Annotated in this window: 6 protein-coding genes and 1 tRNA gene; 4 read left to right on the forward strand and 3 right to left on the reverse strand. The window is 73.2% G+C overall.

Going from position 1 to position 25,457, the window contains the following annotated elements; all coding sequences use genetic code 11:
• The first annotated feature begins 541 nt into the window (after positions 1-541).
• The 3 genes from GNZ18_RS24315 to GNZ18_RS24325 are packed head-to-tail and all read left to right on the forward strand — an operon-like array spanning position 542 to position 20,886.
• A complete protein-coding gene (locus GNZ18_RS24315; RefSeq protein WP_156218882.1) occupies positions 542-2,188 on the forward strand; it encodes a phospholipase D family protein in 1,647 nt (548 codons plus the stop codon).
• Positions 2,189-2,196: 8 nt separating this feature from the next.
• Positions 2,197-12,261: a hypothetical protein gene (locus GNZ18_RS24320; RefSeq protein WP_156218883.1), complete on the forward strand. Its 10,065-nt coding sequence runs from the start codon at positions 2,197-2,199 to the stop codon at positions 12,259-12,261.
• 27 nt (positions 12,262-12,288) lie between these two features.
• The gene (locus GNZ18_RS24325) at positions 12,289-20,886 is read left to right on the forward strand and encodes a LamG domain-containing protein (protein WP_156218884.1); all 8,598 of its coding nucleotides are present in this window, start codon (positions 12,289-12,291) and stop codon (positions 20,884-20,886) included.
• A 251-nt stretch (positions 20,887-21,137) separates the two neighbouring features.
• Here the strand turns inward: GNZ18_RS24325 and GNZ18_RS24330 are convergent.
• The 3 genes from GNZ18_RS24330 to GNZ18_RS24340 all read right to left on the reverse strand — a co-directional run bounded on the left by GNZ18_RS24330 (position 21,138) and on the right by GNZ18_RS24340 (position 23,999).
• A tRNA-Met gene (locus GNZ18_RS24330) sits at positions 21,138-21,211 on the reverse strand.
• A 224-nt stretch (positions 21,212-21,435) separates the two neighbouring features.
• Complete coding sequence (pruA, locus tag GNZ18_RS24335) at positions 21,436-23,067, reverse strand: L-glutamate gamma-semialdehyde dehydrogenase (RefSeq protein WP_156218885.1); 1,632 nt, start codon at positions 23,065-23,067, stop codon at positions 21,436-21,438.
• A 17-nt stretch (positions 23,068-23,084) separates the two neighbouring features.
• Positions 23,085-23,999 (reverse strand): proline dehydrogenase family protein, encoded by a 915-nt coding sequence (locus GNZ18_RS24340; RefSeq protein ID WP_156218886.1) that lies wholly within the window; start codon positions 23,997-23,999, stop codon positions 23,085-23,087.
• Between the two features lie 112 nt (positions 24,000-24,111).
• On the opposite strand from GNZ18_RS24340, the gene GNZ18_RS41475 reads away from it, so the two are divergent.
• Positions 24,112-25,224, forward strand: coding sequence for a PucR family transcriptional regulator (locus GNZ18_RS41475; RefSeq protein ID WP_216651439.1), 1,113 nt, complete (start codon positions 24,112-24,114; stop codon positions 25,222-25,224).
• Positions 25,225-25,457 lie beyond the last annotated feature (233 nt).

The raw sequence follows: 25,457 nt of genomic DNA on the forward strand, positions 1-25,457 counted from the left end.
GCCGCGCTGGTGTTCGTCGTCGGGGCACGGCGACAAGCCCCCATGCCACCTCGGCGGGTGCGATCTACACCTCCGTGTCCCGAGGTTTCGAAGGAGAATGACGATGCCTGACTCCCCCGGCCCTGAGCGAGGCGAAACCCCAAAAGCCCGGGGTGTTGACGCTCCCCCCAAGAACACCAAACAGGATAAATCATCACTAACTAGCCCAGGAAAGTAAAAAGTAGATCATCAACCGGCGACATCCGAGGCGTCCCCGATGATCAACAGAGCTCGGCGGATCCGCGAAACCGGCAACCGCCGGAGCCCGCCGCCGGTCAGAAAATCACGACGGCCCAGCACCGGAAGCCGCGCTGACCGGATTGGGCCTCGCAGTTGTCGGCGCGGCCTTCCCGGTGAGAGCATCGCTATGCCACACTCTTCAATGACGAGCCATTCACTCCTGAGCCCGATCGTCGTTCACAACCGGCGCTCGCCCGCTGTTCCACCAAGCGGAACGCTGAATTCCGTCATTTAGGTATATTTACCTTACGGGGGCCGACTGTTGGCCGATATCGACGCTCTGATAAAGAAGTACTTCGTCCAGCCCGACGACACCGTGCCCCCATCGGAGCCGATGCCGGCGACCTTCTCCGGCTGCCAGATCACCCCGCTGATCGACGGCACCACCTACTTCGACGAGCTCAAGACGCAGTTCGCCGGCGTGGGCACGGGGACGCCGAGCGAGAACGCCAACCAGTTCATCTACATCGCCGGCTGGCACCTGCACCTGATGGGCGGCAAGATCCTCCCCGCGCCCGGCTCGTCGGGCACCTACCTGCCGACGGTCGACCTGGAGAAACCGTTCTCACTCGACGGGCCGGGGGCCGCGGCCACGCTGATCGACCTGCTCAAGAAGAAGGCGAAGGCCGGAGTCGATGTCCGGGTACTGGGCTGGGCCTCGTTCGCCGTGATGGCCGACAATTTCGTCCAGACCAAGGCGGTGCAGAACGGGCTGGGCTCGATCCGCGATGTCAACCTCGCCACCTTGGCGTCCATCCTGGAGTTGCGCACCGAACCCGCGCTCGCCGAGAAGGCCTGGGTGAACATCCTGACCCACTCCGCGGGCGCCGCGCATACCAAACTGGTGATCGTCGGTAAGGGCGACAGCGCCGTCGGCTATACCGGCGGGCTCGACTTCGCGGGCGACCGCCACGGCTCCCAGCCGCACCCCGCCGGGCAGTGGCACGACGTGCAGGCGAAGGTCGAGGGCCCGGTGGTGCAGGCGATGCACGACTTCTTCCGCGACATGTGGAACGAGGTCAGGGGCCGCAACGTGCGGACGCTGCGCATGGGCTTCACGAACATCGCCAGTCACACGCCCGGCTCCCCCGCCCTGGGCCCGCGCCCCCTGTCGACCACGACGGTGGCCAAACATCGCGTCCAGTCGCTGCGCACCCTTCCCCAGTTCAACTACACGAGCACCAACCGGTTGCCCGAGAACGACAAGATCTCGTTCGCCCCGGCCGGCCTGTTCGAGATACGCACCGCCTGGATCAACGCGATCAAGGCCGCCGAGCGCTACATCTACATCGAGGACCAGCAATTCTGGTCGATCGAGCTGATGAAGGCACTGCGGGAAGGCGTCACGACCAAGCCCGAACTCAAGGTGCTCCTCGTCACCGGGCTCCGCGACCCGGCCGATCCGAAGTATCCGCCGTACACGTTGGTCGCGCTGACCCAGGGGCTGCTGAAGGGGCTGACTCCCCCGCAGCGCGCCCAGGTGGCGATGTTCTCCCGCAACGTGGTGGTCCACTCGAAGACCACCATCGTGGACGACCACTGGGCGATCATCGGGTCGGCCAATTTCGCCCGGCGGAGTCTCTACACCGACATCGAGCACTCGGTGGCCTTCCTCGACGAGGACGACGAGAAGGACACGGCGCTGGTGCGGCAGTACCGGGTGAAGCTCTGGAGCGACGCCTTCCGCCTCGACCCGGCCGACCAGCAGAAGATCATCGACATCAACAAGGCGCTCAACGTCTGGAACACCTCCTGGGGCACGCCGGGCAGCGGTGTCACCCTCCCGTCCAGCGTCACCCCCGTGGCCCTGCCCACCGCGGAGAAGAAGCTCTCTGACAAGGAGCAGGAGACGTACGACCTCTTCTCAGACGTCGACTCGAAAACGCCGTGGGGGGCTTGCTCGGTATGACGATATTCGTGTCCCTGAAGGACTACCTCGGCGAGAAGTGGCCGCCCTTCCTGCCCAGGCCGGCCGACCCCGCGGTCCTCGCGCACATCTGGATCGAGCCGCCGCAGACGACGGTCCAGCCCGACAAGGTCAATCTGGTGAGCCGCCTGCTCCTGGAGGAGGATCTCGTCCTGCCGCTGCCCGGGCTGGACGCGGTGAGCGTGGTGCTGAAGCGCGACAGCGGCGGAACCGATGATCCCCAGGGGCTGGGCCTGGAGATCGATTTCGTCCCGCACACGGTGCTGCGCGTGTCCGACGCTCCCGTGGCGCTGCGGTTCGGCCCGAAGCTGCTGCGCGCCATGCGCAAGGTGAGCGGCGGCGGCGACGCCCGCTACGAGCCCGATCCCGGACGCCCGTTCGTCGAGCTCGCGGTGCCGAAGCTCAGCGGGAGCGCCAGCAAGGACGGCATCGTCTCCGACACTCCGTTCAGCGCCCAGCTCCCCTACCCGGTGATGATCGGCGACACCGGGGTCGTGATCGACGGCGCCGCGGTCGGCTTCCACCAGTCGGGCGGCAAGGCGTGCCTGGTCCTGCAATGGAAGGAGGGCGCGCTCAACCGGCTGCTCGGCCGGTTCGTCCCGAACCTGGGCGACCGCAGCCCGGCGGGCGAGCAGCAGGTCACGCTGCGCATGATCATCGGCGCTGGGATCGAGGAGGTGCGGCTCGACTGGCAGGCGGCCGCGCCCGGCGCCGCGTTCGCGCTCCCCGGGCTCAGCGTGAACCTGCCGGCGAACAGCCGCTTCTCGCTGCTGCTGATGCGCCAGGGCGCGGGACTCGGCCGCGCCGCGTTCGTCGTCACGCTGCCGGGCACCGAACCCGTCACGGCGGGCAGCACGTTCGCCTGGGGCCGCGACGGCGACCGCGAGCTGCACAACGACGAGCCGCCGCAGCCTCCCGGCAAGCCGCTGTTCGCCGTCACGCTCAAGCCGGCGGACGGCCCGCGCAGCCTCGTCCTGCTGGACGTCGCGCTCGGCGCGCCCAAGCTGCCCGGCTTCTTCCGCCAGCTCACCACCCCGATCCCCCCGCTCGACCTGAACGACCCCGCCGCGCTCTGCAAGCCCGTCGTCTTCGACCCGGCCGACCTCCACGACGGCTGGACCGCCACGCTGAGCGTCAACCTCGACGCGGGGGGCGGGGCGTTCACGCTGCCCTTCCTCAAGCAGGGCCAGGGCGCGGACTCCCAGTTCCTCCAGCTCTACCTCCGCACGCCGCTCGACGGGCTGCCGATCACGCTGCCGCAGGGCGAGGTCGGTTTCGACATCGGGATGCGGCTGCGCGTCCTCAGCCTCAGCTTCGACCTGCTGTGCCGCCTGACCTTCAGCCTCAGCACCTTCGCCCTGAAGGTCGACCACGACCAGGGGATCGAGCTGCGCTCCCCGGAGGCCGAGCGCGAGTTCCCCGACCTGTTCGGGATGCGCTGGCGGTTCAAGGGCAGGCCGCTGGAGGACAAGACCTTCCACTACTTCACGATCGCGACGAAGGACTACCTCTACCAGATCCAGCAGCCCGAGGGCGCCGTGCTGGAACTGGACTTCACGCGGGCCAGCGAGGAGCCGATCACCTTCAGCGTGCGGGACTTCGCCCTCACGCCCAAGGGCGTCAACCTCGCCGCGACCGTCACCGACCGCCCGGCCCGGCTCAACGGGCTGCGCACCCGCTTCCGCTTCACCGACAGCGGCTTCACGATCCGCGAGAACCGCATCGCCGACTTCACGATCGCGGGTTCGGGCCCGCTGCCGCCCGACCTCGTGGGCGACGCGACGGCCGACATCGCGCTGCAGTTCGCCCAGCGCGACGGCGGCAACCTGACGCTCGTGCAGGGCGCCGCGAACCTGCGCGGCGTCAAGCTGCTCGACTGCAAGGGCACGCGCTTCCAGTTCTCGGTGGACGCCCTCGGCCTGCGGTTCGTCGACGACGGCGCCTTCCACCTGTACTTCACCGTCACCGGCTCGGCCCAGTTCGTCCTCGCGCCCGGCGACGACGCCGACGGGCCGCTGGCGCTGCTCGGCAGGACCCGCATCGACCTCGTCCAGTGCCCGCTCACCGGCGACGCCCGGGTGATCGGCAAGCACGTCAAGTTCCTGATCGAGCTGCCCAAGCCCAAGTCGTTCAACTTCCTCGGCTGCTTCGAGATGGAGCTGCGCGCGATCGGCTTCGTCCCGCAGTGCGAGTTCTTCGACGGCGACGGCGCCATGCAGGTGACCGGCCAGCTCAAGTTCGCGCAGGGCCCCGGCGACACCCCGGACTCGCGTCCCGACTACCACGAGCTGTTCATCGGCCTGCCCGCGCCGGGCGAGTTCGTGCCGCGCATCCACTTCACGCGCCTGGCGGTGAACCTGGCCATCGGCTCGGCGTTCCGGCTCCACGGCGCCGTCGACTTCGTCGACGAGCCCGACCAGACCGGGCTGATCGGCGAGGGCCTGGTCGAGATCCACGGCCTGCCCACCCTCGCGGCCAGCTTCGGCTTCCTGCGCGTGCGGCGCGGCGCGGGCTCGCCCTGGCTGCGGGCCTGGTTCCTGTACCTGGAGATCCGCCAGGTCAGCTTCATGATCCCGGTCATCCAGATCTACCTGCGCGAGATCGGGATGGGCTTCGGCTACCGCTTCACGATCGCCTCCATCAAGGCCGCCGACGCCGAGCACGACGTCAAGAAGCTCCTCAAGACGCTGGAGGGGCTCTCGCGCACCCAGGGCGACCTGTCCAAGCGCGACCGCTGGGCGGTGGACCTGGAGGAGGCCGGCCAGGACCCGCGCTGGACGATCGTGCTGCGCGCGATGATCTCGCAGACCTCCGCCTCGGCCTCGCCGCTGCGCTACGAGGCCGCCGCCGAGGCCGACCTCGCCTGCATCTTCCTGGTCGACGCGATCATCGCGTTCCGCAGCGACCTGACGTTCTTCATGGCGGTGCGCGGCTGGTTCAACACCAACTACGCCGACTACGTCAACAACGTCGACGGCGCCCGCGAGAACCCGATCCTGAGCGGCTTCGTGCTGCTCTCGCCGCGCCAGAAGCGCTTCCTCGCGCACATCTCCAAGCCCGAGGGCGGCAAGCCGGGCAAGCACCCGCCGCTGCCCGACTTCGTCCGCGACGCGATCGGCAACAGCCGCTTCTCGGCGACGCTGCTGATCGAGCCGGGCCTGTTCCACTACGAGCTGGGCTGGCCCAACATGCTGCGCTGGCACACCAAGCTCGGCCCGCTGGCGGTGGAGATCGAGGGCGGGTTCATCTTCCGCGTCTCGACCACGGAGATGGTGCTCGGCACGAGCTTCCTCGCCCGCGGCCGGCTCGAACTGAGCGCCGGTGTCGACCTCGGGCTGGTCGGCATGCGGATCAGCGCCACCGCGCGGGTCGCGTTCGGGGCGCGCTACATCGGTGTGATCGACTTCCGCGACCCCACGGGCGAATCGGCCGTCTACGGCGCGATCGGGCTGGAGGTGCAGGTCACCTTCGCGATCGAGTTCTGGATCAAGATCCCGCTGGTCTTCACCACGATCAGGCTCACGTTCCGCTTCAGCCTGGAGATCAGCTTCAGCGCCGGGCTGGAGATCGGGGTCAAGGGGCTGAGCATCCCCGGCGTGCGCGGCCACGGCACCGTCGGGATCTCCTGCTGCGGCCACAGCCTCCAGGCCAACGTCAAGGTCGCCTTCCAGGAGGACAACGTCCAGGCGGCCCTCGACCGGACCAAGCAGTTCCTGTCGCTGGGGCTGGAGGCCACCGAGGTCGATCCGGTGCCGGGCACCGAGGGCGCCCTGGGCGCCGCGCCGGACATCGCGCGCATGCTGCCCACGCCCCAGCACGTCCTGCCGCCGCGCGCGCTCGCGCCGCTGCTCGGCATGGCGCCCTCCGCCGAAGCCGATGTGTTCCACGTGCCCGGCTACGTCGTCTTCGTACTTCGGGACGCACCGGCCTGGGACGCCGAGCACAAGACCTACTTCGCGCTGCTGCCGCAGGGCGAGCGGCTGCACCGGGACGCGCAGGGACGGCTCGTCCTCGACGAGGAGGGCTTCCCGGTGGCCGAGCCCGAGCCGGGCTTCCTGCCGCCGCCCCCGGCCCAGAACACCGTGCCGACGAAGGACTTCGCGCTGCGCGTGCCGAGGCCGGCGGCGGGCGAGACCTACACGCTCCTGCACTACGAGCCCCTGCCCACCCCGCAGTTCGTGGACGTGAGCGGCGCGGTCACCGCCGGCCAGCCGATCAGCTGGGCGGTGGACTGGGCCGCGCGCCTGTACGCCGGCTCCACCGAGCGCCGCGTCGTGAACCCGACCACGGGCGAACCGGGCGGCCCCGATCCGCTGGGGGACGGGCTCAGCCTGGCGCAGCACGTCGCCAACGCCTTCAAGCAGCGCTACACCGGCAGCGGGGACACCGCGGTCGGCCACCCGGTCGGCGACCCCGGCGCGCTGCCCGGCTACCGGCCGCCGGTCAGCGACCCGAGGGTGCGCACCCCCTCCGACAGCTCGTTCGAGGCGGCCGTGCGCGGGGCGTTCGAGCAGTTCAGCGGCTCGCCCTTCCTCAAGCACGACACCCAGGAACTCTACGAGCAGCTGCTGGAGTCGGCCTTCAGCACGGGCACGACGATCTACGCTCCGAACGGCACCGCGCAGGACGACGGCGACCCCGGCACGGTCGGCGCGGCCCAGGCCGACCAGCAGGCCCACCAGATGCGCGGCGTGATCATCCACGACATCATCTCCGACCTGCGCGCCTTCCACGCCGAGAGCAGCCAGGCCGAGCGCGACAAGATCGCCGCCGGTTCGGCGGCCTTCAGGATGGGGCTGGTGTTCGCGGTGAAGTCCGCCGACGGCCGCCGCCCCTCCTGGCTCGACCAGGTCGCGACCGGGCCGGACGCCCAGCCGACGATCAGCCAGCGCGAGCGGCCCGAGGCGACCGACGTCGGCCCGAACAGCGAGGGCGTCCGCGCCTTCAACGTCGCCCAGGCCCAGTTCAGCCTGTTCCCGCCCGAGTTCGAGCAGGTGCGCCAGTACAGCGACGCGAGCACGATCGCCCTGTCCTGGGAGCTGGGCTGGCGGCGCCCGGCCGCGCCGGGGATGACCCGCGCGCAGAACGACCCCGACCACCACCTCGCCCACTACCTCGTGCGCAGGCGCGCCCTCGACGGCGACGAGGCCGAGCGCACCACCACGGTCAAGCCGGTGAAGGTGCTGCACCGGCACACGACCGACGTCCCCGGCGTCGCGGGGCCGGACGAGGCGGCGGGCGCCGCCACGCCGACCGACACGCTCTCGCTGCTCCAGCCGCGCTTCCAGGTCGTCGACCACTTCCCCGACACGGCGGAGGACCGCGCCGCGCTGCCCCGCGAGGGACGCGGCTACGTCTACACGATCACCCCGGTCGACTTCGCGGGCGGCTCCGGGCGCCCGCTGACCCTCATCGCGACGCGCTACCCGAACACCCCGCCGGCGGTGCCGGTGGACGGCGACCTCACGGTGAGCTACAGCATCGCCCCGACCGACCTGGAACCGGCGGGGAGCGCGGCGGCCCCCCAGGTGCTGCCGCCCCGCCAGGTCTACGTCGAGTGGAGCGAGCCCGCCGTCCAGAACGGGCCGCCGGTGCCGGTCCGCACGTACCGGCTGGTCTTCCGCCGCGAGAGCACCGTGCCGATCGGCTCCTACGGCCTGGACAGCACGACCCAGCGCGGGCGCACCACCGGCCTGCCCACCTCCAATGCCCGCCCGCTGCCCACCGACATCAAGGTCGACCTCGACCACGTCTTCGGGCCGCCCGGGGCGCGCGCGGCGGTGATCCCGGTCGCCACCCTGCGCGAGCGGGGCGTGCTGCCGGACGGCGCGTGGCGCCCCGAGGCGTGGCGGGTGTTCTTCCAGACGGTCTCCGACCGCGACGTGCCCTCGGCGCTGGCACCGGTGCAGCTCCTGCTCGCCGCCGAGGCGGTGGCCGCGCCGCCCGCCTCCCCCGCGCCGACCGACCGGATCGAGCACACGGGCGCCCCGCGCGAGGAGCGCCGCCCGGCCGAGCTGGAGTGGCTGCCGCGGCCGACCTCGTTCGCCGTGGTGCGGCCCGAGGACGAGCGGGCCGAGCCCGGCCTCGCCCACACCCCGATGCCGCTCGCGGCCACCGGCGGGCCCGGCGCGGACGCGGCCGGACCGGCCCCGTTCGTCTTCACCGGCGCGATCGGCGCGATCGTCGGGTTCCGGCCGCATCCCCTGGGGATCCGGGCGATCTGCTTCCGCTGGAACCAGGGCCCGAGCGGCGACGCGGGCTTCCCGCTCGAACTGAACGCGGGCTACCGGCTGTACGAGCTGAACATCGACGCGGCCACCACCGACACCTTCGCCAGCGCCGCCCGGCTCGCCGAGGAGCTGCGGCTCCGGCAGGAAGTCCAGATGCTCCCGGCCGACGACCTGCCGCTCGTGCCCGGCGACACGCTGAACACCAGCCAGTGGGAGGCGTGGTATCCGGGCGCGATCCAGCGCCGCCGCCGTCCCGATCCCACCGTCCAGGGCGTCCGGGACGAGCGCGGCCCCTGGTACTCCTGGCAGGACTCCTACCTGGAATGGCCCGCGTGGGAGGGCGTCACCCAGCCCGGCGGGCGGCGGAAGGCGGCGCTGCACCCGCTGCTCGAACGGCTGGTGGAGCGGCTGCGCGCGCTGCGTCCCGGCAGCGTCACCGACCCGCAGGGCCGGATCTCCGACGGCTACGCCGCCGCGATCCAGGTCAGCCCGCCGACGCTGCCGAACGACCTGGCCGCCTTCCTGGCGAGCTGCCCGCCCGGCGCCGACCGCTACGGCTGGGGCGTGCTCCAGCGCCTCGGCCTGGCGGTGACCTTCAGCCTCCACGACCCCGGCGCGGGCGCCCTGCGCGGCCCGAAGCTGCTGGAGCTGCTCCAGAAGCTGTTCGCGCTGCTCGGGACCGGCGGGGCCGCCGACCCCGACGCGACGGCCTTCGCCGCCTTCCGCCGCCACCTCCACGTCGAGCTGCTGTTCCAGCCGGGGCGCAGCGTCCAGCTCGGCGAGCGGGCGGCCGAGGGCGACGACCTGCTGGCGCTGGTGCAGCTCAGCCTGCGGCCCACCGTCCGGCAGCGGCTCCGCTACCGCGCCGTCACGATCACCGGACGCTCGAACGCCGACGTCGAGGTGCGCTTCACGCTCACCGCGCCGTGCAGCCTGGTCGAGCGGCCCGACGGCGGCAGCGGCCAGAGCGAGCTCGAACCGCAGCCCGCCCCGATCACCCGCGCGCTCAGGCTGCCGCTCGACGGCGCGGCGGCGCTGCTGCTGCGCGGCGCGGCGCTTCCCGCGACGGTCGAGGTGCGCCCCTCGGTGCGGCTGACCGGGGACCCGGGGCCCTTCGACCCGGCGATCGCGGCGCTGCTGACCTACGACCGGACCCGCAAGCTGCTCACCGCCCGCACCATGCTCAACGCCGACCAGATGAGGCTGCTGCGCCCCGCCCTCGCCCCGGCCGACCTCCAGGCCGCCGAGAACCTGGCCGGGACGGTGCGGACCGAGGACTTCGGCCCGACCGACGAGCGCACCCACCACTTCACGGTCGCGACCGGCGCGCTCGCCGCGCTGTTCGCCGCCCCCGACGACACCGTGCCCGAGCACGTCCAGTGGCTGCGGCTCAAGTACTACCTGGAGACGCTGAACAGCAACGACCCCAAGGTGCCCGACACCGGCAGGGTCACGCTGCCCACCGGGGAATCCGAGATCGCCAAGGTGCTGCCCGACGTGCTGGCCTGGACGGTGCGCTTCTTCGACGCGAGCGGCGCGGTCTCCGCCGGGCCGGACGGGCTGGGCGCGACGGGCACCGGCCCCTGGGCCGCCACGGCCTACCCCCGCGCGGGATCGCCGACGGTCGCCACGCCCGACGACGCCGGCCGCCTGACCTACACCCACCTGCTCGACGACCGCTGGGCCCACACACTGCGGTACTACTTCCAGCCCTACGGCCGCTACGACCTGCTGTGGCAGAGCCTGCGCCGCTCGCCGACGCTGTTCCCGGGCCGCGCCGCCGCCGAGGCCGGCGCCCCGGCCGTGAAGGTGGACCCCGCCGCCGGGGGCGTCGACGTGGTGATCGAGCGCACGCAGGCCGTGGACGCCCCGCTCATCCTCGGCTCGCGGCGGCTCGACGAGGCGGCCACCCCGGCGCGCCCGCCCGCGCCGGGCGCGATCTGGGAGGTGATCGTCGCCCGGCACCACGAGGAGGCCCTGGCCGAGCGCAACCAGACGCTCGCCCGCCAGCTCGCCTTCCGCCGGCTCGCCTTCACGCTGCTGCGCCGCTTCGGCTACACCGACTGGTACGACTGGGTGCTCGGCTTCGCCCACGACCACCAGCACGAGCTGCCCGTGCGCCTCGTCGAGGACGAGTACCCGGCGATCCCGAGCCATCTGCCGGACCGGCCCGACCACCTCGTCCTGGACGCCGCGGCCGACCGGGACGAGCTGCGCGGCCTCGACCTGCCCGAGCGCGTCGGCGACTTCTCGCGGGGCGTCCTCGCCCTCCAGTGGCGGGCGCTGCCGTTCTACTACGAGCACCGGCTGCTGCTGATCGCCCAGACCGACGGCACCGTCTCCCCGATCAACAGCGTCACCCAGCGGGACCTGACCTACCGCTCGCCCCTGCCGAACGCCACCGTGACCGGCGCGGACATCGTGTGGCACCGGCTGCCGCCCTTCCCCGCCGACGTCCCCGGCGGCGCCCAGCTCCAGGCCGACACGCGCGTGCGCAGCGTCACGATCCCGCTGCGCACGTTCTGGGACAGCCTGCCGGACGACGCCCAGGCGCGGTGGCCCGGCGAGAAGCCCGACCCCGCGACCGGCGCGGTGGACGGCGCGGTGGACGGCGCGGTGGACGGCGCGGTGGACGGCGCGGTGGCCGGTGCGGTGGCCGCGCGCAAGCTCGCCGCCCTGCCCGACCCCGAGGTCGTCTACCAGATCGTCGAGCTGTTCAGCGGCAACATCGAGGTGCAGGCCGAGTGCTTCTTCGACCCGGTCGCGGGCGCGTTCGCCCACCGCCAGCTCGGCAAGCGCTTCCTGGTGGCGCGGACGGCGCTGGCGCCCCCCGCGACCGCGCTCGGCGACTTCCCGCTGACGGTCGACCTCGTCCAGGTGAGCGAGGAGCAGCTCGGCCATGGCTACTCCACGGCGAACCTGCCGCCGGACACGCGCAACCGGGTCGCGATCGACGACCACGGCCGCCTGCTGTTCGCCGGGGTGATGACGCGGCAGGACCGCGCCGCCCTGCTCCAGCTGGTGAGCGACCAGGACGGGGAGAAGATCCGGCAACTGTTCGAAAGCTGGTACGTCACCGAGCCGGTGAGCACCCCGGCCGCGACCCTGCCCGCCAGGCTCGAACCGCTGATCGACTTCCTGGCCACCCAGACCCTGACCCTGGTCTGGCAGGGCCCCTCGGACGCCGCGGCGGCAGAGCTCCAGCGGCTCCCCGGCGACAGCGCCTTCACCGGGGCGATCGCGCGGATCGTCGCCCAGGCGGCGGGCGCGGGGCCGGACGCCGTCACCCGCGTGGAGATCCCCGTCGGGCCTGAGCAGATCCCCGAGGAGCTCCGGGGCAGGGTGGAGTTCGCGCGCAACGCGCCGGGCACGCGCTACACCACGATCGGGTGGACCGGCGCGATGACCGACGCGGACGCCGCCGCCCTCCGGCGCTGGGCCACGTTCCCCGAGTTCACCCAGGCCGTGGAGGCGCTGATCGCCGCGGTGCGCGGCGCGGGCGGCCCCGGCGCCGCGCCGGTCACGGTCCCCTTCGACGTGCCGGTGCGGCCCGTCCAGTCGGGGCTCACCGGTGCCGTCGCCGAGAAGCTGCTGCTCGGCGCCGTGCTGCTGCGCTACCACGGCATGATGCGCGCGGACGATCCGGTCGCGCTGCTGCCCTCCTACCCCGGACGGCCCGACCAGCTCGCGCTCAGGCGGTTGCACCGCACGAGCCAGGGCAGCGGCATGGCAGGACGGTCCCTGGTGGTCCGCGCCCGCCGCGGCAGTGCCACCCCGAGCGAGCAGCGGCCGATCGACCCCGCGGACGTGCGGGCGGACGCGTAGGACCCACGAGCGGACCAGGAGGAGCAGATGGCGGATCTCCCCGAGCTACCGAAGCTGAGGGTCGCGGGTCCCTTCTGGGCCGCCGAGACCGAGGTGATCCGGCTGGCCGACCCGGGCACCAACCTCGCGTTCCGCACACTGTTCGCGGACACGACACCGCGCGAGGCGGTCGGCGAGGACGACGTCCTGCTGCCGGGGACCCTGCTCGCGCTGGTCTACGTCACCAGCGTCACGATCAGCCCGACCAACGGCGGCACGCCGCAGTACGTGTGGAAGCGCGGCGGCGACAAGCCCGACGGCAGGCTCTCCCCGGCGGCGATCCGGGCGGCGATCAGCGCCGGGACCGTCAGCCTGCTCCTGCTCCAGGCCCCGGCCGACGGCTGGCCCGAGAACCCGGCGGGCAAGCTGCCCACCCTCACCTGCCTCGGCGGGGAGATCATCCTCGACCCGATGGCCGCCCAGCTCGGCGCGACCCAGAAGCTGTACACGGCGCTGGGGATCGAACCGGCGGCGATCACCCAGCGCACCGGCGCGGCCCGCCTGCTCGGCGCCCTCGCCGTCCACGCGGCCGGGCTGTCGGCCTTCGGCCAGGTCCGGCTGCTCTGGGACACCGCGCCGGTCAAGGCCGTGTTCCAGCTCGCCCGGGTCGTCCCCGACCCCCAACCGGCGCCGGGCGCGGGGGTGCGCGGCTTCCGGATGTCGATCGAGGCCGAGCGGCTGACGGACGCCGAGCGGGCGGCGCTCATCGCCTCCTGGCGCCGCCTCGGCCGCTACCTGAACCCGAACAACCCGCTGAACGGCCTGGTCCAGCCGGTGCCCGCACCGGAGTGGGCCACGCTGGAGCCGGCCGATCCGCTGGCCGTCCCGCGCCTGTTCTGGGAGATCGCGCCCTGGCAGGAGCAGCCCGGCACGCGCCCGATCAGCTTCGCGGGCGACGACTTCGGCGTGCTGCTCAGCGACCGCCGGCCCTACGACCGGTCGGCCCAGCCGGACACGCTCGCCCGGATCACGCCCGCGTCCGCGCGGCTGACCGCCGACGGCACGAAACTGCGCGTGGACGTGCGGGCGGGCACCACGCCCACGGGCTCCCCGGGCACGCTCGGCTACCAGGCCGTCCGCGACGGCACCGGGTGGAGCGAGCGGATCACGCTCGCCGCCGCCACGCTCGCGTTCGACCCGAACGAGGCCGCGCGCCGGCTCCGCGCGACGGCGGGAGAGCCCGAGCCGACCTGGAGCCCGGCCGCGGCGGGGGCCGCCGCCGAACCCGTCGCCCCGGCCGTGCTGTGGGGGTTCGCACCGCTGGACGACGGCTGGGCCCAGCTCCCGCTGCCCAACCTGTCCGAGCAGATCTACCTCGACGCGGGCGCGGCCCGGGCGGAGCCCGTCCCCGCTCCCCCCAACCTGCTCCAGGGCGCGGTCAGCTTCGGCAACGACGACCCGGCCGTGGCCGCCCAGGTCCCCGGCGAGCAGCCGTGGAGCCTCACGCTCGCGGCGACCCAGCGCATGACCGGCGCCTGGACGCTCGCGCCGAGCGGCCAGGAGTTCCAGCTCCAGTCGGCCGCGCTGACGCTGGAGGCGCCCGAGGTGTCGCTGGGCGGTATGTTCTGGCTGAGCACCGAGTCGCCGACCACGGCCGACGCCCTGCCCGGCCTGGACGACTGGATCGGCGGCCTGCGAACCCTGCCGCTGCACACCGTCACCGGCCGCGAACTGTTCCCGCCCCTCGTGCGGCTCGCTTTCGAGGCGATCAGCTTCGCATGGCGGAGCAAGCCGGCGCCCTCGGCGGCACTCGGTGCCTGGGCCTTCCAGTACGGCGTCGACCCGGTGCTGCTGCGGGCCCTGGTGCAGCGCGGCGCCCTGCCGCCCGACCTGCTCGGCTTCGCGCTGCCGCTCGTCTGGCGCCGCCACCCGACGCTGCCGATGGTGCAGGCGCTCGCGCTCACCCAGAGCCTCACCCCGCCCAACGTGCCGATCGGCGGACGGCAGCTCGTCCCCTTCGAACTGCCGGTCACCCGCCAGGACGGCGTGGACCTGCCGGTGGGCTGGCGCTTCGCGGCGGACGGCGCCGCGGGCTGGCCGCGCTACGGCGGCGGTGCCCTCGCACCCGCCCGCGAATGGCTCGGCGCGGACACCGCGAAGCTGTTCGACCTGCCCCTGCTGGCGCTCTCGCTGCCCGGCCTGGTGCTCGACCCGCGTCCCGACGGCGACCCGCCGCAGAGCGACGCCTCGCTCGGGCTGCCCGTCCAGTACCGCTACGACCTGCCCTACACCGACGAGGTCCAGGCACTGGCCCAGCTCCCGAGGATCCCCACGGACCCGCGCGAGAGCTCGCCGCTGCCCGACACGGCGGCGCCCGAGCCGCCGCGTCCGCTCACCCGCGTGGACTACGCCGCGCACTGGCGGCGCCTCGCCGAGCGCGCCAACCTCGCCGCCGCCGACGACGTGGCCGCCTTCGGCCGGCGGGACGGCCAGCCCGTGTTGGGCGACCTGGCGTCCGTCCACCCGTGGCCGGTCAAGACCGCCTTCGCCCTGGACGGCTACCCCGGCGAGCTTCGCCTGGACAACGCCGACCCCGCCGCCCCCGGCGCCCCGCTGGTGTTGAAGGGCGAGACCGCCCTCCAGGGGGTCGACGGCGACTTCGCCGACGGGACGAACGCCCTGCGCCGCCTGCCGGCGGGATCGCCCCCGGACGCGGCCCGGTACCGGGTGACGGCCGGGAGCATGGCCGCGGCGGCCGGGACCGGCGGCTACACCGACCAGCGCGGCCTGGTCCGCGGCGCGAGCGTGCCCGCGGCCAACCTGATCAGGACCCCGCTGAGCCACCCCACCGCGGGCGATGTCCAGCTGACGACCACCCGCCTGCCGCTCACGCTCGCCCACGGCACGGCGTCCTGGCGGCTCTGGTTCCGCGACCTGCCCGCCCAGGGCACGGCGTTCGGCAAGGCGTCCGCCCGCTCGCCCAAGGCCGTCGAACTCGACCTCGACGCCAACGACCCCGAAGCGCGCAGCAGCGACTACGAGCACCGCACCGGATACGAGTGGCGGCTGCGCCCGCTCGACGACGATCCCGACAAGCCCGTGCCCGGCCTCGACCTGTTCGGCCTGCGCTTCTTCCCGCTGGTGCTCGACCGGGTGGTCTTCGCGGGCGACGGCGTCGCCACGGTCGAGGTGATCGGGCGGCTGCAACTCCCGCTGGCGGGCGCGGCGAGCGAGCAGGCCGAGCTGAGCAACTGCGCGCGGCTGACCTTCACCGGGACCGGCACCGAACTGCGCCTCAGCGCCGTCGCCCTCGACGGCCCCCCGCTGGAGTGGCCGCTGGCCACCACCGCCGGCGAGGCGGGCGACGCGCCGCGCCTGCGGGTCGGCGGGATCGCGCTGGCCGCCGGCGGCACCGGCCTGACCGTCCAGCAGGTGCGGCTGTACTTCCACCTGTTCCAGGTGGAGTGGGCGGTCGGGCTGCCGCCGATCGGGTTCCCCAACCCCGCCACGCCGCCCTTGACGCTGCCCGGCGCGAACGGCCCGGCCCCGATCGTCCCGCAGCGGGTCGCCCTCGGCCTCGACACGGCCGGCGGCGAGCACACGCTGAAGCTCACCCTCGCCGTGCGGGTCGGCAGACCGCCCTCGGGGCTCCAGGCCCTCTACCGGTTCGACGAGGGCAGCGGCGCCACCGTCCACGACACCTCCGGGACGGGTGAGCCGCTGGACCTGAAGGCCGCCTCGTCGCAGGGCATGAGCTGGGGCGCCGACGGCCTGACCCTGACCCAGGCGCGGCTCATCCGCTCGGGCGCGCCGGCCAGGAAGCTGATCTCGGCGGTGAAGGCGAGCGACGAGATCAGCATCGAGGCGTGGGTGAAGCCCGTCAGCGGCGGCCTGCTGAACGCGCAGTACAACATCGTCACCGTCTCCGCCGACGTCCAGCACCGGAACGTGACCCTCCAGCAGCGCAAGGGGCTGCTGACCTCGTCCGCCGCGGACGCGTGGCTGCGCACCAGCACCACGACCGAGGAGGGCGTCCCCGACCTCGCCACCCCGACCGGCTCGCTCAGCACCGCCCTGACCCATCTGGCCTACACCCGCTCCGCCGACGGCCGCACCCGGATCTACATCAACGGGCGGCTCGCGGCCGAGCAGACCGTCGCCGGAAGCCTCGACACCTGGGACGACCGCTACGAGCTGGCCCTCGGCGACGAGATCACCGGCGGCCGGGCGTGGCTCGGCACCTACCGCATGCTCGCCCTCTACGACCGCGCGCTCAGCCCCGAGGAGGTGGCCGCGCGCTCCGCCGCCGGTCCGGCGACGGCACCGACCACGGCCCGGGGGCAGGCGATCTCGGCCGCGCTGACCTTCGACCTGATGGCGGCGGGGGCGGACCGCTTCACGCTCGACTCCGCGAACCTCTTCGGCGACCTCACGCTCGCGGTCACGCTGCCCGACGGATCGCCCGCCGCCCTGGCCGGCGACACGGCGCTCCAGTTCGGCTGGAACGGCTACGGCGCCCCGCAGCCCGACGGCCTCCAGTTCCTGCCCGGCATGCGCCTGGCCGACGCCCGGACGCCCGGCCTGGGCGAACGCGCCGCGCCGGGCTTCGCCACCGTCACCTTCCGCGCGACCGCCCGTCCGGACGACCTCCCCGAACTGCCGCTGACCGGCGCCTTCGTGGAGGCGCTGCTCATCGCCCACTGGGGCCGCTCGTTGCAGGACCCCCGTCCGGCCCGGAGCGCCGAGGCGGCGGAGCTGTACGGCTCCTCGTCCGGCGACGTCGTGATCGGCTACACCTCGCGCCTCCAGGGCAAGGACTGGCAGGAGGGCTTCCTGCTCAACGGGATGCTGACCGCGACCAACCTGGTCTCCTGGCCGCAGCGGCTCAGCTACGACGCGGCCAACGCGCGCATCACGCTCCCGGCGGCCCGCGTCGCCGGGCCCCCGCCCCTGACGCATCTGCGCCACACGATCCGCGTGCTGCTGAACCAGCACGAACTGCCCGGCTCCATGCTGACCGCCGCCGACGGCCCGCTGCTGTTCACGTTCGCGCAGGGCCAGAGCTGGCAGACGCCGGCCGTGGTCGAGCACCAGCTCGTCGAGGTGACCCCGGCGGCCAACGGCGGCGGAACCCTCGGCGAGGAGGCCCGCTGGACGACGCTCCAGGAGGTGCGCCTGCTCACGCCCCGGCGCGCCGCGCGGTTCCTGCGCTCCCTGGCCGCTCTGAAGGCCATCGACCCGGCCGACGACGTCGGCCCGCTCGGCACCGTGGGCGGCGGCTACCTGGGCGCCGGCCTGTCCGCCCTGCTGGCCGACCCGGGCGCGGCGCTGGACGCCCTCCCGCAGGACACGCTGCTCGTCGAGGCGAGCGCCCACCACATGATCGGGCTCACGCCCGTCGCGGAGGGCACGGCCACCACGCTCCACTTCCTCCCGACCGGCAGCCAGGGCGCCCTGCTCGGCAGCCCGGCGGACTACGCGCCCACCGACCCGACCGACCCGCGCTGGCTGCTGTTGACCATGCCCTTCCTCGGCAGGCTCCAGGACACGGCCCGCGACCTGGCCACCCCGGCCGGGCAGCCCAGCCCGCTGCAAACGGACCCGGTGCTGCTGATCGGCCGGCTGCGCGCGTCGGCCCCCACCGCCGTCCTGCCCGCCCTGGCCCTCGCGCTCTGCGGCTGGGCCGACGGCGCCCCGCTGAACATCACCCTCGCCAGCCTCGACACCGTGGTCGGCCGCGCCTTCGCCCGGCTCGACCCGCTCGCGCTGGAGGAGAGCTGGTTCCGCGCCCAGAACCCGGCGCCCGAACCGGAGGGCGCGTCGCCGCAGAGCGTCCTCGCGTCCCTCCCCGAGACACCGGCCCGGCTCAGCCGCCCGACCGCGCTGCGCCAGGCCCTCGACCCGCGCCGCCCCTTCTACCCGCCGCGAACCGACGGCCTGCCCGCGCTACCCGAACCCTCGCCCTACGCCGACCCCGTCTGGCGCGAGGACGGCCTGCTGCTCACCCCGTCCGTGAGTACGCTGACCCCCGCCACCAAGCCCCCCTACGGCTGGACGCTCGCCGCCGCGCTCATCGCGAGCAGCGGCCTGCTCACCCGGCCGCCCACCGGCCAGGGCCCCCGCCGCTATCCCGCGGCCACCCTCATCCCCGCGCCGCTGACGCTCGACGGAGCCGCCAACCCGCGCCCGCTCAGCCTCGTCGTCAGCCCGTACCAGGGCCTCCAGTGGCGACCGGCCCCGGCGGTCCCGCAGGGCGCCCCCTCACCACTGCGAACCCGACTGCTGCTGGCCGAGCTGCTCTGCCTCTCCCCCAGCACCATGGAGCTCCAGCCGGTGGCGAGCCGCATGTGGAGCGTGCGCCCCGACACCCCCGACCTGGCCGACGAGGGCAGGCTGCGCGCCCAGGCCCAGGGGTGGGCCGTCCAGTCCCAGCGCCTGCTGGCCCCGGAGTCGCCGATCGCGGTGCTGCGCTACCGGATCATCAGCGACAACACCCGTCCCGACAACCTCGGCGAGGCGGCCCTGACCACCGGCTACGCCTTCGCCCTCGTCCGCGTCACGGCCGCGTCACCGCTCGCGAAGCGGCTGTTCCGCATCCGCCCGGAACTCACCGGCCTGCGCTACCGCGAAGGCCAGTGCAACATCGCGGCGATCCCCGCGAGCCCCCACGACTTCGAACTCGCGCCGCCGCAGACCGTCGGCGTCCAGCCGCTCCACCTCACCCGGCGCCCGGTGCGCACGGACCTGCCCGCGTGGCCCTGGGGCCTCAGCGCGCTGCGCGTCAGCGTGCACTACACCGAGGGCCAGCAGGGCGCCGTCGGCGCGGCCTCCCCCGGAGCGGCGGGCCAGACGCTGTGGTGGCAGACCGTCCAGCGGACGGTGCAGTTCCGCTCGGCGCTGCACACCGACCGGCCGACCGGCGGCCTGCCCCGCCGCTTCCGCGCACCGGCGGTCAGCACGCTCCTCCCCGCGCCGCCCGACCCGCCGCTCCCCGTGCTGACGGGCGCGGTGTTCGACCAGCCCGCCCTCCCCGTGGCGGACGGACCGGCCCTGGAACGCTGGCAGCCGGTCCTGCCCGGCGGCCTGCGCTACCTGGTGACCGGCGCGCGTCCGGGAGTGTTCGTCACCGTGCGCCACCAGGTCCTGCGCCAGAGCGGCATCACGCTGACGGGCGAGCACGCGCGCCCGCGCGGCCTGGCGATGCTCTCCGGCGGGCTCCCGGTGGAGCACCGCACCCCGCGCCCGGTACCGCTGCCGCCCAACGACGACGGCCGGCAGGACGTCGCCCTGCGCACCTGGGCGAGCCACTTCGACCCGGAGGCCCTGGCCCTGGTCACGGCGTCCCCGACCGACGAAGCCTTCCGCGCCGCCCTCGACGACCCGAAGTTCCGCCAGACGGCCCTGCGCCTACGGCTGCGGCTCGCCGCCGTCGAACGCTCCACCCTGGACGTGAGCTGGGACGGAGTCCTGACCTTCGTCTACCGCACGGACGGCAGCATCACGCTGGTCAACGGCCAGAAGCCGGAGACACCGGAGACCGGCATACGCGACTGGTCCCTGACCATGGACCTGGTGGACGCGGAACACGTCACCCCCCTGGAGGACATCACCACCCCCACCCTGGCGCTGACCCCGGCCCTCCGGGCCCAGCTGACCGCGGCCGGACTGACCCTGCCGGACGTCGACACGATCGACACGGCCGAGTTCGCGATCCGCCGCTTCGGACTCACCGGCGACCCGAAGACCCGCGCCGACCGGGCCCGCGTACTGATCGCCGCCCTGCCCCCCGGCGCGTCCCTCGACGCACGCGTGAAGGCGCGGTTCGTCCCGCACCAGCCCGGCGCGGAGCCCTACCACGACGGCTATGGCCACGTGCTGCGCTTCCCGCTGCGCGTGGCCGACCCGAACGCGTCCTACCTGCCGCTCGTCCCGCGCTACGTCCACTTCGAGGACCCCGAGTACAACCGGCGGCTGGCCTCCCCCTCCGCCCACGCCGGCGTCTCGGTGCAGTTCCCCAAGCAGCCGTCGGACACCACGAGCCCGCAGCGCGCGGTCACCCTCTCCGCCGAGCGCCGCGAGTGCGACCCGACCAGCACGCTCGCCATCCGCTACGACTGGGACGAGCCGCCGCCCGGCGCCCCGGTGGCCACGCTGGCCCTCCAGAAGATCGACCTGGACCAGACCCCGCGCGACCTCCTGGACCCCGCCGGCGGCCCGCCGAGACTGGACCCGGGCAAGCTGCACGAACTCTCGCTGGCGTCGATCCAGAAACTGAACGGCCCCTTCGCCCCGGGCGAACGCCTACGCCTGACCCTGCACATCGACGGCGGCCCGGTGAAACCGACCGCGGTGCGCCTGGACATCACGATCGTCGAGAACCCGGTGATCCCCGCGACCGAAGCGGCCTACGCCCTGCTGCGCGAACGGACGGCAGGCGGCCACACCCAGGTCGAGTGCCGCCGCTTCGCCTGGGGCCCGCAAGCACAACGCGTAGAGCTGGTGAACCCCGCCGACCTGCGCACCGAGGTGGTCCGCCGCCGCGCGGTCTTCCAGTTCACGGATTCGACCCGTCCCGCCCAGCAAGAGACCTACACGATCCAGAAACTGGGCCAGACAGGCTCAACCCACATCCCCCTGACCGACTGACCCAACCCCAAACCACCACAGGAACCAAAGGGGGCAAGGGGCGAAGCCCGGGGGCAAGGGGCGAAGCCCGGGGGCAAGGGGCGAAGCCCGGGGGCAAGGGGCGAAGCCCCAAAAGCGCGCGCAGCGCGCGTCCGGGGGCGTGGGGGCGCAGCCCCCACACCGGGGGGTCCGGGGGGGCGCCCCCCCGGGAATGGCGAAGGGGCCCGCGGGAAGTGCGCCAAAGGCGCACGACCAGCGGACCCCAGGATCCGTAGCGGGGGCAGGATTTGAACCTGCGACCTCTGGGTTATGAGCCCAGCGAGCTACCGAACTGCTCCACCCCGCGGTGATGTCTTAACTCTATGGGGATGGAGTTGCTTGCGCAAACCGATGAAGAACCAGGCGTGAACCCGCCCCCGGACGTGCCTCAGCCGTCGCGCGGGCGCGTGGCCGAGCGGTGGGGCCGACGCCGGAGGCGAGGCCCCACCGCGAAGATCGCGAAGCGATGCCGCGCCCGCCCAGGCGCGGTCACGTCCCGAGCCGCCAGGCGAGGGACGTGGGCCGTGACTCTTAAGCCATGTGCGGGTAGTGGTAGTCGGTCGGGGGGACGAAGGTCTCCTTGATGGAGCGGGGCGACGTCCAGCGCAGGAGGTTGAGGATCGAGCCGGCCTTGTCGTTGGTGCCGGACGCGCGGGCTCCGCCGAAGGGCTGCTGGCCGACGACGGCGCCGGTCGGCTTGTCGTTGATGTAGAAGTTCCCGGCGGCGTAGCGGAGGACCTCGGCGGTGCGCGCGACGGCCGCGCGGTCGTTGGCGACGATCGCGCCGGTGAGCGCGTAGGCCGAGACCGACTCCATCTGGGCGAGCATCTCCTCGTACCGGTCGTCGTCGTAGACGTGGACGCCGAGGACGGGCCCGAAGTACTCGGTGCGGAAGATCTCGTTCTCCGGGTCGTCGGAGACCAGGACGGTGGGCCGGACGAAGTAGCCGACGGAGTCGTCGTAGGCGCCGCCGACGACGATCTCGACGGACGGGTCGTCCTGCGCCCGGTCGATGGCGGCCTTGTTCTTGGCGAACGCGCGCTCGTCGATGACCGCCCCCATGAAGTTGGACAGGTCGGTGACGTCGCCCACGGTCAGCCCGGAGACCTCGGCGACGAGGGCGTCGCGGAGCCCGCCGTCCCAGATCGAGCGGGGGATGTAGGCGCGGGACGCCGCCGAGCACTTCTGGCCCTGGTACTCGAACGCGCCGCGGACGAGGACGGTCTTCAGGATCGCGGGGTCGGCCGAGGGGTGCGCGACGACGAAGTCCTTGCCGCCGGTCTCGCCGACGAGCCGCGGGTAGCTCCGGAACTTCTCGATGTTGGCGCCGACGGTCTTCCACAGGTGCTGGAAGGTGGCGGTGGACCCGGTGAAGTGGATCCCGGCCAGGTCGGGGTGGGAGAGCGCGACGTCGGAGACCGCGAGCCCGTCACCGGTGACCAGGTTGATCACGCCCGGCGGCAGCCCGGCCTCCTCCAGCAGGCGCATGAGCAGGACGGCCGAGTAGGTCTGCGTCGGGGAGGGCTTCCATACGACGACGTTGCCCATGAGCGCGGGCGCGGTCGGCAGGTTCGCGGCGATGGCCGTGAAGTTGAACGGGGTGATCGCGTAGACGAACCCCTCCAGCGGCCGGTGGTCGGACCGGTTCCACACACCCGGGCTGCTGATCGGCTGCTCGGCGACGATCCGCCGCGCGTAGTGGACGTTGAAGCGCCAGAAGTCGACCAGCTCGCAGGGGCTGTCGATCTCGGCCTGCTGGACGGTCTTGGACTGCCCCAGCATCGTGGCGGCCAGCAGCCTCTCCCGCCACGGCCCGGCCAGCAGGTCGGCGGCGCGCAGGAAGATCGCGGCGCGGTCGTCCAGCGACAGCGCGCGCCACGCGGGGGCGGCCTTCAGCGCGGCGGCGATGGCGTCGCGGGCGTCGTCCTCGGTGGCGGTCCCGAACGTCCCGAGCACGGAGGCGTGCCGGTGCGGCTGCACCACGGCGACCTTGGCCCCGGCGCCGAGCCGCCGTTCCCCGCCGATCGTCATCGGCAGGTCGACGGGCGCCTGCGCGGTCAGCTCGGCGAGTTCGGCCTCCAGCCGGGCCCGCTCGGCGCTGCCCGGGGCATAGCCGCGCACCGGCTCGTTCACCGGCGTCGGAACGTTGGTCACGGCGTCCATGAAAGGGACCCTCCTGGTCAGCGAGAGACGAACGAACGGAGAAAGAAGACGAGGTTGGCGGGGCGCTCGGCCAGTCGCCGCATGAAGTAGCCGTACCAGTCGACGCCGTAGGGGACGTACACACGCATACCATGCCGCTCCGCGAGGCGCCGCTGCTCGCCGGCACGGATCCCGTAGAGCATCTGGAACTCATACGACCCGACCGGGCGCCCGGCGCGCACGGCCAGCGCCTTGGCGATCTCGATCATCCTCGGGTCGTGGGTGGCGACCATGGGGTGGCCTTCCCCGTCCATGAGGACGCGCAGGGCCCGCACGTAGGCGCGGTCCACCTCCGACTTCCCCTGGAACGCGACCGAGGCGGGCTCGGCGTAGGCGCCCTTCACCAGCCTGACCCGCGACCCCTCGTGGGCGAGGTCGCGCAGATCGTCCTCGCTGCGCCGCAGCATCGCCTGGACGGCGACGCCGACCCACGGGAAGTCGGCGCGGAGCTTGCCGAGGATGTCGAGCGTGGAGTCGACCGTCGTGTGGTCCTCCATGTCGAGGGTGACGGTCATCCCGAGCCGCGCCGCCTCGGCGCAGACCGCGCGCGCGTTGTCGAGCGCCAGCCCGCCGTCGAGCGCCTGCCCGAGGGCCGACAGCTTGAGCGACGCCTCGGACCCGCCGGTGAGGCCCTCCTCGTCCAGCGCGGCGAACAGCGCCAGGTAGGCGTCGCGGGTGGCGTCGGCCTGGCGGCGGTCGGTGGTGTCCTCGCCCAGGTGGTCGAGCGTGACCTTGAGTCCGGACTCCCGCAGCTCCCGGACGGCGCGGATCGCCTCCTCCAGCCGCTCTCCGGCCACGAACCGGTCGACGACGTTCCTGGTCAGGGGCACGGACGTCACCACACCGCGCATGCGGGCGCTGCGCCCGGCCGCGAGCAGAAGGGGATTGGGCATCGAGACCTCCAACCAGGGACGACACCCCGACGGTAGGAGCGACCGGCCACGCTCACGTATAGTCAAATGCCACTTTCAGGCAGCCAATCCTTCATACAAACGTAGGACGGTCATGGCACTCGACCTTCAGGAGATCGCCGAGCTCGCGGCCGACCTCCTGGGCGCCCCGGCGACCCTGGAGGACCGCGACTTCCACCTCGTCGCCTACGCGGCCCACGGCGACACGATCGACCCCGTCCGGATGGAGTCGATCCTGCACCGCCGCGCGACCGAGGCAGTCCGCACGCGCTTCGAACGCCACGGCATCGCCCGCGCGACGGGCCCGGTCCGCATCCCGGCCGACACCTCGGTCGGCCAGCTCGGGCGTCTGTGCCTCCCGGCCCGCTGGAACAACGTCACCTACGGCTACCTCTGGCTGCTGGACGACCAGGAGCGCATCACCCCCGCCCAGGCCGCGCAGGCCATGCCCCTCTGCGAACGCGCCGGCCTCGTCATGGCCCGCCAGGCCCGCGAGCGCGACGACCTCGGCTACAAGGTCGCCGACCTGCTCTCGGCCCAGCCCGACGTCCGCGCCCAGGCGGCCAACGAGCTGGCCGAGGCCGACCTGGGCACGCCCCTGGCGGTCGCCGTCCTGCGCACGCAGACCCCGGAGCCGCTCAACCCGTGGCTGCTCCCCCACTCCGTCCTGTCGACGGTCTGGCAGGGCGACCACGTCCTCGTGCTGCCCGCCGCGTCCCCCCGTCCCGCCGTGGACCGCGCCCGCCGCCTGCTGGAGGAGCGCAACACCCCCGTCCAGGCGGGCCTGCACACCCCGTGCCCGACCCTCGACCACGTCCACGAGGGCTGGCTGCGCGCCCGCGTCGCCGCCCGCACCGCCGCCCCCGGCGAGATCCGCGACTGGACGTCCCTGGGCGTCCTCCGCCTCCTGCGCTACGCGGGCGACGCGTCCCTGACCCAGGCCACGAAAACCCCCGGCATCGACCGCCTCCTGGAAAACCAGGCCCTCACAGAGACGGCCCGCACGTACCTAGACCATGCGGGCAACATCCAGCGGACCGCCAAATCCCTCAACATCCACCGCCAAACCCTCTACCACCGCCTACGAAGAATCGAAGAACTGACCGACCTCGCCCTGACCGACGGCCAATCCCGCCTGACCCTCCACCTGGCCCTGACCCTCACCCCCCACCTGGACCAAGACGCCCGCCAAGAGACCCCCACCTGAACGCCCGATTCTCGACCCCCGCCCCATCTCAAATAAGAAGCCGTTCAGCGAAGCTCAACCCGCAGAGGCCGGGAAGCGCGAAGCCCCGGGGGGGCACAAGGGGCGAGGCACCGGGGGGCAAGGGGCGAAGCCCCAAAAAGCGCGCGCAGCGCGCGTCCGGGGGCGTGGGGGCGCAGCCCCCACACCGGGGGGTCCGGGGGGGCGCCCCCCCGGGAATGGCGAAGGGGCCCGCG

The organism is Actinomadura litoris, from assembly GCF_009733595.1.
GTDB classification, from domain to species: Bacteria; Actinomycetota; Actinomycetes; order Streptosporangiales; family Streptosporangiaceae; genus Spirillospora; species Spirillospora litoris.